Source organism: Paenibacillus sp. FSL H8-0259, assembly GCF_037963255.1.
GTDB classification, from domain to species: domain Bacteria; phylum Bacillota; class Bacilli; order Paenibacillales; family Paenibacillaceae; genus Paenibacillus_AQ; species Paenibacillus_AQ phytohabitans.
In genome coordinates this window covers 5,399,682-5,411,389 of sequence record NZ_CP150147.1, presented here as the reverse complement: position 1 = coordinate 5,411,389, position 11,708 = coordinate 5,399,682, and the positions used below count along the sequence as shown (strand labels likewise).

16 protein-coding genes are annotated in these 11,708 nt (G+C 53.6%); all 16 read left to right on the top strand.

Features of this window, described 5'->3' with window-relative positions:
- Positions 1–330 precede the first annotated feature (330 nt).
- Positions 331–573 carry a YqhV family protein gene (locus tag NSU01_RS23530; RefSeq protein ID WP_039295545.1) on the top strand — a complete coding sequence of 81 codons (243 nt, stop codon included), beginning with the start codon at positions 331–333 and terminating at the stop codon, positions 571–573.
- Positions 574–655: 82 nt separating this feature from the next.
- Complete coding sequence (gene spoIIIAA / locus NSU01_RS23525) at positions 656–1,657, top strand: stage III sporulation protein AA (protein WP_042138737.1); 1,002 nt, start codon at positions 656–658, stop codon at positions 1,655–1,657.
- Positions 1,650–2,168 (top strand): stage III sporulation protein SpoIIIAB, encoded by a 519-nt coding sequence (gene spoIIIAB, locus NSU01_RS23520; protein WP_039295486.1) that lies wholly within the window; start codon positions 1,650–1,652, stop codon positions 2,166–2,168. The genes spoIIIAA and spoIIIAB overlap by 8 nt, the downstream gene beginning before the upstream one ends.
- A gap of 13 nt (positions 2,169–2,181) precedes the next feature.
- A complete protein-coding gene (gene spoIIIAC / locus NSU01_RS23515; protein WP_020426549.1) occupies positions 2,182–2,385 on the top strand; it encodes a stage III sporulation protein AC in 204 nt (67 codons plus the stop codon).
- Between the two features lie 9 nt (positions 2,386–2,394).
- Positions 2,395–2,784 (top strand): stage III sporulation protein AD, encoded by a 390-nt coding sequence (spoIIIAD, locus tag NSU01_RS23510; RefSeq protein ID WP_039295491.1) that lies wholly within the window; start codon positions 2,395–2,397, stop codon positions 2,782–2,784.
- 46 nt (positions 2,785–2,830) lie between these two features.
- On the top strand, positions 2,831–4,102 hold the full coding sequence (gene spoIIIAE, locus NSU01_RS23505; protein WP_076245609.1) for a stage III sporulation protein AE: 1,272 nt from the start codon (positions 2,831–2,833) through the stop codon (positions 4,100–4,102).
- Positions 4,103–4,175: 73 nt separating this feature from the next.
- The gene (locus NSU01_RS23500) at positions 4,176–4,979 is read left to right on the top strand and encodes a stage III sporulation protein AF (protein ID WP_076245606.1); all 804 of its coding nucleotides are present in this window, start codon (positions 4,176–4,178) and stop codon (positions 4,977–4,979) included.
- Between the two features lie 54 nt (positions 4,980–5,033).
- Positions 5,034–5,672, top strand: a complete 639-nt coding sequence (spoIIIAG, locus tag NSU01_RS23495; RefSeq protein WP_039295496.1) for a stage III sporulation protein AG — start codon at positions 5,034–5,036, stop codon at positions 5,670–5,672.
- 78 nt (positions 5,673–5,750) lie between these two features.
- The gene (locus NSU01_RS23490; protein WP_076245603.1) at positions 5,751–6,641 is read left to right on the top strand and encodes a SpoIIIAH-like family protein; all 891 of its coding nucleotides are present in this window, start codon (positions 5,751–5,753) and stop codon (positions 6,639–6,641) included.
- A gap of 271 nt (positions 6,642–6,912) precedes the next feature.
- A complete protein-coding gene (gene accB, locus NSU01_RS23485) occupies positions 6,913–7,422 on the top strand; it encodes an acetyl-CoA carboxylase biotin carboxyl carrier protein (RefSeq protein WP_039295500.1) in 510 nt (169 codons plus the stop codon).
- A gap of 56 nt (positions 7,423–7,478) precedes the next feature.
- On the top strand, positions 7,479–8,822 hold the full coding sequence (gene accC, locus NSU01_RS23480; protein ID WP_039295502.1) for an acetyl-CoA carboxylase biotin carboxylase subunit: 1,344 nt from the start codon (positions 7,479–7,481) through the stop codon (positions 8,820–8,822).
- Positions 8,823–8,941: 119 nt separating this feature from the next.
- The gene (locus NSU01_RS23475) at positions 8,942–9,358 is read left to right on the top strand and encodes an Asp23/Gls24 family envelope stress response protein (RefSeq protein WP_039295505.1); all 417 of its coding nucleotides are present in this window, start codon (positions 8,942–8,944) and stop codon (positions 9,356–9,358) included.
- Positions 9,359–9,430: 72 nt separating this feature from the next.
- Positions 9,431–9,970: an alkaline shock response membrane anchor protein AmaP gene (amaP, locus tag NSU01_RS23470; RefSeq protein ID WP_076245600.1), complete on the top strand. Its 540-nt coding sequence runs from the start codon at positions 9,431–9,433 to the stop codon at positions 9,968–9,970.
- A 15-nt stretch (positions 9,971–9,985) separates the two neighbouring features.
- Positions 9,986–10,219 carry a DUF2273 domain-containing protein gene (locus tag NSU01_RS23465; RefSeq protein ID WP_042138734.1) on the top strand — a complete coding sequence of 78 codons (234 nt, stop codon included), beginning with the start codon at positions 9,986–9,988 and terminating at the stop codon, positions 10,217–10,219.
- A gap of 143 nt (positions 10,220–10,362) precedes the next feature.
- Positions 10,363–10,812: a transcription antitermination factor NusB gene (gene nusB, locus NSU01_RS23460; protein WP_042138733.1), complete on the top strand. Its 450-nt coding sequence runs from the start codon at positions 10,363–10,365 to the stop codon at positions 10,810–10,812.
- Positions 10,813–10,843: 31 nt separating this feature from the next.
- A complete protein-coding gene (gene folD, locus NSU01_RS23455) occupies positions 10,844–11,701 on the top strand; it encodes a bifunctional methylenetetrahydrofolate dehydrogenase/methenyltetrahydrofolate cyclohydrolase FolD (protein ID WP_076245597.1) in 858 nt (285 codons plus the stop codon).
- Positions 11,702–11,708 lie beyond the last annotated feature (7 nt).

Below are 11,708 nucleotides of genomic sequence, written 5' to 3'. Positions count from 1 at the left end.
TCTACATTTCTGCGGCGCTCGGACCCATTCCAGAAGCAGTTAGGAAGGCTTAGTTTCTCCAGCAGCCTGCCCTTCTATTTTCCATAGCTCCATTTTTTTGCACGCGCAAAATTAATTTTATCATACCGATGATATTTTTTTATAGAGGAGAGCACTATGATTTCTTTCACACCTGCTTAAATCTCTGCTAGCTTCCTGCATTTCTTCTTGTCTAAAGTGGACAGCTTCTGCATATCCATGGATAACAGCTTGTTTATTGCGCAGCGGATTCTTTGGTATCCATAGATTTGTACAAGGGAGTTGAACAGTTTGGACAAGTATGTGAGCTGGATGGCGGGACTTCGGCTGCTGTCAGGCAGTGTGGAGATTGCTGCTGCACTGATTATGCTGAGGCTGAACCAGGTGGATAAGGCGCTTGCAGTTAATTCCGGGCTGGCGCTGGTCGGGCCGACAATCCTGATTCTGACCACAGCGGTCGGCCTGACGGGGATGGCCCAGCAGTTGTCCTGGGGCAAGCTCGGCTGGATCGGCTGCGGCGTGGCCTTTCTCTTAATCGGCATTCTGAAGAAATGATAGATGATAGTCATAAAGTACAAGTACAAGCATAAATATGGAATAAAGCTATTAAGTAGAGGACAACTTGGGGGTACTTTGTATGGCTAATGATTGGCTTCTATTGTTTCCCGAAAAAGTAAGAGCGCTGCTCGGCGGCCTCCCCGCTGCGCTCCTGGACAAGGTGGAGGAAGTGCGCGTCCGTGAAGGACGGCCGCTAGAGATTAATTACTCCGGCAAATATCATTTTGTCGGCGTGGACGGCAGTCTGACACAGCTTCCCGTTGAAGCCTACAAGCCGGACCGGGAGGATACGCACCGGCTGCTGGACCTGATCAGCAATCATTCGCTGTATACGATGGAAGAGGAGCTGCGCAAGGGCTTCATCACGATTCCCGGCGGGCACCGTATCGGCTTATCCGGCCGGACGGTCTTAAGCGGCGGGGGGGTTGAGCATCTCCGCGATATTACCGGCTTCAATGTGCGGATTGCCCGCGAAGTGCACGGGCTGGCAGACGGCGTGCTGCCTTATCTGCTGGACCGGGGACGGCAGCGGATTATGCATACGCTGATCCTCTCGCCGCCGCAGCATGGCAAGACCACGCTGCTGCGCGACCTCGCCAGGCAGATCTCGGCCGGAGGGCAGGGCGGACGCGAGGGCAGCCGCCCTGGTCTCAAGGTCGGCATCGTCGATGAACGCTCGGAGATTGCCGGCAGCCGCCGCGGGATCCCCGCCTTCGATGTCGGCCCGCGCACGGACATCCTGGACGGCTGTCCCAAAGCGGAAGGCATGATGATGATGATCCGCTCGCTGTCGCCCGACGTGCTGATCGCCGATGAGATCGGCCGCCTGGAGGATGCGGATGCAGTAACCGAGGCGCTGCACGCCGGCATCTCGGTAGTCGCTTCCGCCCATGGCAAGGAAGTGTCCGAGCTGGCCCGCCGGCCCGGCCTTGGCGGTCTGCTGGAGCACCGGATGTTCGAGCGGTATGTAATCCTGCACCGTTCGGAGTCAGGCCTGTCCTTCCGCATCCTGGACGCCCAGAAGCGCGGGCTGCTGCTGATCTCTCCGGAAGAGCGGATAGGCGGTGACCGGCATGCTTAAGCTGCTCGGGGCAGTGCTCATCGTGCTTGCGGGCACGCTGGCCGGCTTCAAGCGGGCTGCCCAGTATGCTGACAGGCCCCGGCATATCAGAGGCCTGATCGCAGCGCTGCAGCGGCTGGAGACGGAGATCCAGTACGGCTATACCCCGCTGCCGGAGGCGCTGCGCCGGATCGGGATGCAGAGCAAGGAGCCGCTGAGAGCATTCTTCCTCACCGCAGCGGAAGAGATGAGCCCGCCGCATAACTGCAGCGCCGAGGAAGCCGTGCAGCGGTCCATGGAGATTCACTGGAGCAGCGCTTCCCTTAAAGGAACAGAGAAGGAAATTTTCCGGCAGCTCAGCTGCACACTCGGAACCAGTGACAGATCGAATCAGAGCACGCATATTGCACTGGCTTTACAGCAATTGAAGCAGGAAGAGACAGCGGCCAGAGAAGATCAGGGCAAATATGAAAAAGTGAGCAAAAGCCTGGGTCTGCTGCTTGGAGCATTGATCGTCATTTTGATCTTTTAGCGAGGTGCCAGGAATGAATATTGAAGTCAACGCGATCTTTCAGATTGCCGGCATCGGCATCATTATCGCCATGATCCACACGGTGCTTAAGCAGATGGGCAAAGAGGACATCGCCCACTGGGTAACAATTGTCGGTTTTATCATCGTGCTGTTCATGGTCATCCGCATGCTGGACGGACTGCTTCAGGAAATCAAAACGATCTTTCTTTTTCAATAGGCTGGGGTTATGGAAATCATTCAAGTAGTGGGAATAGGAATTCTGTCGACCGTCCTCATCCTTGTCCTGAAGGAACAAAAGCCGATGTTCGCTTTTCTGCTGACTACTGCGGCAGGCATACTGATTTTTCTGTTCCTGATCGGCAAGATCGGAACGATTCTCGGCACGCTGGAGCGGGTGGCAGAATCCTCCGGGATGGAAATGATCTACATCAAAACCGTGTTTAAAATCATCGGCATTTCGTATATCGCGGAGTTCGGGGCACAGATCGTGCGGGATGCCGGACAGGAATCGATCGCTTCCAAAATCGAGCTGGCCGGCAAGGTGCTGATCATGGTGCTGGCCGTACCGATTATAAGCATCATTATAGAAACGGTGATGAAGCTGCTGCCTGCCTGAGATTCAGACGGAGTAGCGGAAGGCCACAGGAAAGCGGGGTGAGGGTGTGCAGGAGCGCAGTATTTTTCGTCCGCCAAAAGGGTGCAGGCTGCTCGTTCTGCTCCCCTGTCTGCTGCTTCTGCTGTGTGCAGGAACCGCTTATGCAGCTCCGGCTTCTCAAGCGCAGACACAAACACAAACACAGGCGCAAACGCAAACGGGAGGCAGCGGAGGCTCCTCATCCCCTGTAGACCAGTGGGTGAAGGGGCAGGTAGAGAACCTTCCTACAGACGGGGTAGAGACGTACTGGGATCAGCTGATGAAGGACTACGGGGGCTTCTTCCCGGAAGGCAAAACTCCCTCGCTGATGGATATGCTGCTGCCCGGAGAAGACGGATTAAGCTTCAAAAGCGTATTGTCCGGCCTGACCCGCTTCATGTGGCATGAGGTGCTCTACAACGGCAAGCTGCTGGTTACGATTGTGATGATCAGCGTGCTGAGTATGATTCTGGAGACGCTGCAGACCGCTTTTGAACGGAAATCCGTCAGTAAAATCGCTTATATGCTCTGTTACATGGTGGTACTGGTCATTGCCGTGAACAGCTTCAACATCTCCATCGGCTACGCCAAGGATGCCATTGACCGGATGATCGACTTCATGATGGCGATGATTCCGCTGCTGTTCGCACTGCTGGCTTCGATGGGCAATATCGTAACGGTGTCGGTGACCCATCCGCTGATCGTGTTCATGATCCATACAGTGGGTACGATGATTCACACCATAGTGTTCCCGCTGCTGTTCTTCTCGGCGGTGCTGCATCTGGTGAGTGCGATGTCGGAGAAATATAAGCTGACCCAGCTGGCCAACCTGCTGCGTAATATCGGGGCCGGATTGCTCGGAGTACTGCTAACCGTCTTTCTCGGGGTAATCTCGGTCAGAGGAATCACCAGCTCGGTCACTGATGGTGTAACCATCCGCGCCGCCAAATATATCACAGGCAATTTCGTGCCGGTTATCGGCAAAATGTTCGCAGATGCCACTGATACCGTAATCTCGGCATCACTGCTGGTGAAGAACGCCATCGGGCTCTCAGGGGTCATTATCATCCTCTTCCTCTGTGCTTTCCCGGCAATCAAAATTCTGGTGCTGGCCCTGATCTACAACGTAGCCGCCGCCGTTATGCAGCCGCTGGGTGAAACGCCGATTGTGACCTGCCTGCAGACGATCGGCAAAAGCATGATCTACGTGTTCGCCGCGCTGGCTGCCGTATCGCTGATGTTCTTCCTGGCCGTCACCATCATGCTGACCGCCGGTAATGTCACCGTAATGATGCGGTGAGGCGGATATCATCCGGGTCCGGTTGTATGAGATATGAGGCAGGTTGTGTAAACAAACTTTCAGGAGGTGCGCCATGAGCTGGCTCAGCGGATGGCTCCATGAACTGATTCTGGTGGTGCTGATGGCCGCGTTTGTCGAGATGCTGCTGCCCAGCAAATCCATGGAACGCTATGCCAGGCTGGTGCTCAGTCTGCTGGTTCTGCTGACGATGCTTAGTCCGATCGTCTCCATGCTCAAGGGGGACGCCAGCAAGGAGCTTAGTCTGGCCATGGAGCAGCAGGAGCGGAGCGGCGGGCTGCTCTCAGGTACTGGGGACGGCGCGGACTCGCTGGAGAAGATTCTGGCGGACGGGCGGATGCTGGCAGAGGGGGCGCGTGATCAGAGCCTGAAGCTTGCCGCCGAAGAAATAGCAGGGCAGATGCGCGATCAGATTGCCGGCAGCACCGGCATCCGTGGTGTGAATGTTACGGTGACGCTGGGCATGGGGCCGAATCCGAGTGCGCCTCTGGGCGAAGAGGTGCCGGTGATCTCTTCGGTCACAGTAGATATGCCGGTGGCGGGAGCGGTTGCTGCAAGCGGCATACCGGGTTCAGCAGAGGGCTCACAGCCTGCTGCAAGCCCGGCACCCGAACCGATACGGATTACCCCTGTAGAACCGGTCCAGGTCAGCCTGGACAAGGACGGGGCAGCAAGTGAAGGCTCTGGAGCCGCAACGGGTGCTTCGCAGCCTTCAGCCGCAGGAAACGGGACGCAGGAGGAACAGGCGGCAGCGGTTATAGAGGCCGAATCGGTCAAAAGGCTGCTCGAGCAGAACTGGAACCTGGACCCGGATTCGATACATGTGCTGAGCGGCGGCACCAGCGCCGTGAAATCATAAGACAGAGACCAGGGAACACAAGGCAGAATGCCATATACAGAAGGAGGGAAATCAATGGCCAATTGGCTGAAAAAGCTGGAGCAGTGGGCCGGCGGCGGAAGCGGCAATCCGAAGAGGAGTCATACTTTCCGCTGGCTGATCATTATTGGCTTGCTTGGCGTTGCTATCATGCTGTTCAACTCCTTCGTGAATGTGAAGAAGCTGGACAGCGAGAATACGGGACGTGAACCGCCCGTAAGCGAGACCTCTCAGGCGGTCCTGCAGCAGGAGGCGGTGCAACCCAATTCTTTTGACAGCATCGAGCTGGCAATGGAGAACCGGACGAAGGAGATTCTGGAGAAAATCGTCGGGGTCGGCACAGTTGACATTATGGTCACCGTGGATTCCACAGAGGAAATAGTCGTGCAGCGCAATATGAATGATTCGCAGGCGCAGAGTGAGGAAACCGATGCTAGCGGCGGTAAACGCCATACTACACAATACACCAGGGACGGCGAAATCGTAACCTACAGCCAGTCCGGCGACGAAACCCCGATTATCACCAAACGGATCAAACCCCAGGTGCGCGGTGTGCTGGTTGTCGCCAAAGGGGCAGAGAATAAAGTGGTGCGTAACCTGATCGAGCAGGCTGTCGAGAAAGGGCTGAACGTGCCGAGCTACCGGATCTCCGTCGTTCCGCGCAAGCAGGAATAGGCGTTCAGCTTACAAGCCAGACATACGCAAGCGAATTCGTAGAGGCATATTCAATAAAACTTTTAGGAGGAATCACAAATGAAGGGCAAAAGACAAACGATTTGGCTGGTTTCAATGCTCAGTTTAATGGTGGTGCTCTCGGCTTATTACCTGTTCACGGAAGACACTGGAGCTTCCATTCCCAAAGAAACTGCGGGCAGCATTCAGGTGGACACCGTGAAGGACGGGACGGGCGGCGGGACCGCTACTACGCTTGACAGCGGGCTCGTGATCAACGAAGTAACAACTGATGATTCCGTTACTGCCGATGCGGGAGCCCAGACAGATGACAGCAAAACTGCTGCTGTAACTGAGGATGCCGGCAAAGATGCTGCAGACAAGACCGCAGCCGCTGCCGTGACGGATGACAGCACATCCGCAGCAGTAACAGATGACAGCAGCGCAGCAGCTAACAGTTCCAAAGCTGACAAGGATACGGCCGCAGCAGATACAGCGGACAAGACAGAGAAACCGGCTGCAAGTGCCGACAAATCAGCAGCAGCTTCCACAGAGAAGACTCCGGCCAAGGATGATGCGGCTATTCTGGATGAAGTAGCTTCCCAGAGCGTATCGGCCAGCAGCATGTTCACGAATTACCTGTATGAACGCGAGCAGCAGAATCTTAAGGACCACAATGATCTGCTGGCCCTGATTAATGACATGGATAAGACACCTGCGGAGAACGCGGTTGCCCAGGAACAACTCAGCAAGCTGGAGGAAAAAGAATCCAAAATCACCGGAATTGAAGAGCAGCTTCAGCAGAAATACGGTGAAGCTATTGTGAAAGAGGAAGCCGGAGATGCGTACACAATCGTAGTGCTCAGCGATAAGCTGGATGTGAAGCAGGCCGTGGGCATCGTTGACCTTGTAATGAAAGAACTGAGTGTGTCCCAGGACAAGATTAAAGTCCAATACGTATCGGAACAGTAAGCCCTCCTGAATTAAATGAAAGAAAATAGAATAAAATGCCGAAAGAGCCCGGGCACGTCCCGGGCTCTTTCCATTTCTAGCGTTTGTGATATAATACATAAAGTTATCTTGAAATATAAGAAGAATACGCAGGCAGCGGTTATCCTGAAAGCGATTCTAAAGAACCGCAAGCAGACCGAATCACAGGTTACCCGGGAAGAACGGAATATCGTACCCTGCTTATCTGCGTCCAAAATGGCTTCGAGAGAAAGCTGAAGGAGTGAACTACCCAATGTTCAAGTTAAGCGAGATTAAGGAATTAATTAAATTGCTGGACCAGACCTCTTCCGTACATGAGCTGGAGATTGAAAGCGAAGGTATGAAGCTGGCTATCCGCAAACCGGATCGCCCTGAAGCTGATGGAACAGCAATCCAGGCGACTCCTTATGCCTACCCCTTTACGCCAGCACCGCAGCCGCAAAGTCCGCAGCATGTTGCTCCTCCGGTTGTCAGTGAAGTTCCTGCTGTAACGCAGCAGCAAGCATCCTCCGCTGAAGGCGCATTACATAAAATCGTCTCTCCGATGGTAGGGACCTTCTATAGTGCTGCTTCTCCGGAAACACCGTCCTTTGTAAGTGTGGGAGACCGGGTTCATGAGAAATCAACGGTCTGCATCATTGAAGCCATGAAGCTGATGAATGAGCTGGAAGCGGAAGTGAAAGGCGAAATCGTCTCCGTCCTGGCCGAGAACGGCCAGTTAGTGGAATACGGCCAGCCGCTGTTTCTGGTGAGAGCGGAATAATTGCCGCGAGAATCATGAGGAGCCTGCAAGCTTCGCTAAACTTTGGGAGGAAAAGCATGAACATTCAAAAAGTGTTGATTGCCAACCGCGGCGAAATCGCGGTCCGCATTATCAGGGCCTGCCGTGAACTGGGCATTTCCACCGTAGCAGTCTATTCGGAGCCGGACCGGGATTCACTGCATGTCCGTCTGGCTGATGAAGCGTACTGTATTGGTCCGATGCCCGCCAAGGACAGCTATCTGAATTTTACAAATATTATGAGCGTAGCCACGCTCACCGACTGTGATGCCATTCATCCCGGCTATGGCTTCCTGGCCGAGAATGCGGATTTCGCAGAGATTTGTGAATCCTGCAATATTACATTTATAGGCCCTTCTCCGGATGCGATCACACGGATGGGTGACAAGGCTGTAGCCAAAGAAACCATGAAGCTGGCCGGAGTTCCGATTATTCCGGGCTCTGACGGGCTTGTCGGCGACATAGAGGAAGCGGTTATGCTGGGCCGTGATATTGGTTATCCGATCATCGTCAAGGCCACAGCAGGCGGCGGAGGCAAAGGCATCCGCATTGCCGAGGACGAAGCATCACTGGTGAAGCAGATTACAGCTGCCCAGCAGGAAGCGCAGAAGGCTTTTGGCAACGCTGGTGTGTATCTTGAGAAATTCCTGACTGGCATGAAGCATGTGGAGATTCAGATTATCGCCGATAATCATGGCAATGTAGTCCATCTGGGTGAACGGGACTGCTCCGTGCAGCGCCGCCGCCAGAAGCTGATTGAAGAAGCGCCTTGCTCCGTGCTTACCCCGGAAGTCCGTGATGCAATGGGTCAAGCGGCTGTACGGGCTGCGCAGGCGGTTAATTACTCGGGAGCGGGTACGCTGGAATTCCTGCTGGGGCCGGACGGACAGTTCTACTTCATGGAGATGAACACGCGTATCCAGGTTGAGCATCCGGTAACTGAGATGGTCACGGGCGTAGATCTGATCAAGGAAATGATCTCTGTGGCGGAAGGCAACCCCTTGTCCTTCACCCAGGAGGATATTGTGATCAACGGCTGGTCAATCGAATGCCGCATTAACGCCGAGGACCCTGAACGTAATTTCATGCCGTCTCCGGGCAAAATCGGCTTCTATCTGCCGCCGGGCGGACTTGGAGTGCGGGTGGACAGCGCGGCTTATCCGGGCTACACCATTTCACCTTTTTATGACTCGATGATCGCCAAGCTGATCGTCTGGGCGCCGACGCGCTATGAAGCCATTGCCAAGATGAAACGGGCTTTATCCGAATTCGCTGTGGAAGGCATACATACAACCATACCTTTCCATCAGAGATTGCTGGAGCATCCGGTATTTTTGGACGGGAATTTCGATATCAAATTCCTGGAAGAGTATGAAATTTAGGACGACTTCTCATTGTTTGTCATAAAGTTCGTCAAATGATATAGTATGTTTAATAAGAGACGTGCTGCCTGCTTGAAATGCCCGAATAACTTTTTTACCGGAAAGGTGTGAAGTCCAAAATGAGTACATTGCCGACAGAATACGAACGTACGGAAATTGGTGAGATCCAGATTGCTCCTGAAGTGATCGAGGTTATCGCAGGTTTGGCAACCGTAGAGGTTAAAGGCGTGGCCGGAATGAGCGGCGGTTTCGCCGGAGGAATCGTGGAGCTTCTCGGACGCAAGAACTTGTCTAAGGGCGTTAAGGTTGAAGTTGGACAACGCGAAGCTGCAGTGGATGTATCCGTAATCATTGAATACGGTAACCGTCTTCCTGAAGTGGCTGCTGAAATTCAGCGCAACGTTAAGCGTTCCATCGAAACCATGACCGGCCTGACGGTTGTAGAAGTGAATGTGCATATCCATGATGTGCAGTTCAGAAACGCCACAAGTGTTGACAAAAGCGAAGATACAGACGCGGTTATCCGCGTGAAGTAAGGGCCTTGTGTTTTCCATAAACCCCCGACGTAGGTCGAGGGTTTACCTTAATTTAAGGAGGTTATGTGACTCGTGGCCAAAATTGTGGACAGACTTCTGCTGTTTCTTTACAGCTTAAGTATCGGAATATTATCTGTAATTGCCATCCTCCTCTTGAGCGGCGCCATTCCGGACACGTTTGAGATTCCTGACGGGCCGGGGGCCTATATCGCTGCGATTACAGCTGCGGTTATTCTTTTCCTGCTGAGCATCCGTTTCTTCTACATCTCCCTGCGCCGCGACCGTGCTTCCCTGCCGTCTGTGGATCAGCGTACAGAGTATGGGGACATTCAGATCTCCATGGAAACCATCGAGAACCTCAGCCTCAAGGCTGCAGGCAAAGTGAAGGGCATCCGTGATCTGAAGTCGCGCATCCGCGTCTCGCAGGCCGGACTTGAAATTATGATCCGGGCAGTTGTGGACGGCGAGCATTCCCTGCCTCTGCTTACTACGGAGGTGCAGCGCCAGGTGCATGATTTCGTGCAGGAAACAACCGGAATTCCGGTAGCGGATGTATCTGTATATATTGCTAACCTCACACAGTCACCAAGCTTCAAAAGTCGAGTGGAATAGAGGTGAGTTTCCCTTATGTCTTGGAGAGAAGTATGGGAAAGTCACGGGGGTAGAATTGCCGGAGTTACCTTCGGGGTCGTTCTCGGTCTGATTTATCTGATTAGCGGTTTTTGGGATATGCTGTTCTTTGCACTGGTAGTGTTCATCGGATATACGCTTGGCAAAAGAAAGGATACCGCACAGGCTCCCCTGTTTCAGTGGCAGGAGCTCGTGAGCCGGCTGTCCGGACGCTGGCGTCCCTTCAAATGAACCGCGATAGTCTTTCTCCCGGAAGCCTGGAACCCGTTACTTTGAGTTGCTGACCTGCGGAAGAACGGCTGCGCGGTTTTTTGGTAAGAAGATTTAAGAAATTCAAATACAAAGTATGCTAGTTAAGACTGTAGGAGGAACAAATGAAAAGACGTTTAGCGAGAGAAATTATTGTCCAGAGCCTGTATCAGATGGAAATGAATGATGTGGAAGTTACTGAGGCTGTAGAAATGCTGATTGAGGAAGCTGCCGATGAGAACGAAACCGAACGCGTCATCACTGACGAGACCGAGCTGAAGGCTTATGTGATCGCCCATGTAAATGGCGTCTGGGAGCACAAAATGGCCATCGACGAAATGCTGGAGCATTACCTCAAAGGCTGGCAGATGAGCCGCCTGTCCCGTGTTGACCGTCAGATTCTGCGTCTGGCCACGTTCGAGATGATCTTTGCCAGTGATGTACCGGCTAAGGTAGCTGTCAATGAGGCAATTGATCTGGCCAAGCATTTCGGCACCGATGATTCCGGTAAATTCGTAAACGGCGTACTTGGCAAGATGATTCAGGATGTAGATACGCTTAGAGCGGATCTGTAATCGTTAAATAGACAAAAGGGGAGAGACTTACATGACAGCAGCGATTATCAGCGGTAAACAGGTATCGGACGAAATTCGGATCAGCATTGCCCGGGAGGTTGCAGAGCTTACGGAACGTGGCGTTAAGCCCGGTCTTGCTGTCGTTCTAGTCGGTGAAGATCCGGCTTCTCAGGTCTATGTGCGTAACAAGGAAAAATCATGTATTGAGCTGGGCTTCCATTCCGAGGTTCACCGGCTGGATGCGGCAACGAGCCAGGAGGATCTGCTCGCTCTGGTGGCTGATCTGAACGGCCGTGATGATATTGACGGCATTCTCGTGCAATTGCCGCTTCCGAAGCATATTGAAGAGAAGGCAGTCATTAATGCCATTTCCGTGGAGAAGGATGTTGACGGGTTCCATCCGGTCAATGTAGGGAACCTGGTCATCGGTGATGACAGTCTGCTCCCTTGTACTCCTGCGGGAGTCATCGAATTGATCAAACGGACAGGCACTGATATTTCCGGCAAGCATGCTGTGGTTATCGGCCGCAGCAATATTGTCGGCAAGCCGGTGTCCCTGCTGCTGCAGCGTGAGAATGCCACGGTTACCATGTGTCATTCACGCACCGCGAATATGGCTGAACTCAGCCGCCAGGCGGATATTCTGGTAGTTGCCATCGGCCGGGCTAACTTCATCGATGCTTCCTTCGTGAAGCCGGGTGCAGTTGTCATCGATGTCGGAATGAACCGCCTGGATACCGGCAAGCTTGCCGGTGATGTCGATTACGAGAGTGCCCGTGAAGTCGCCGGGTTTATTACGCCTGTGCCGGGCGGAGTAGGGCCGATGACGATCACGATGCTGATGAGCAACACGCTGATCGCGGCCAAACGCCGCCACGGCCTGAAGTAGGCTAAGC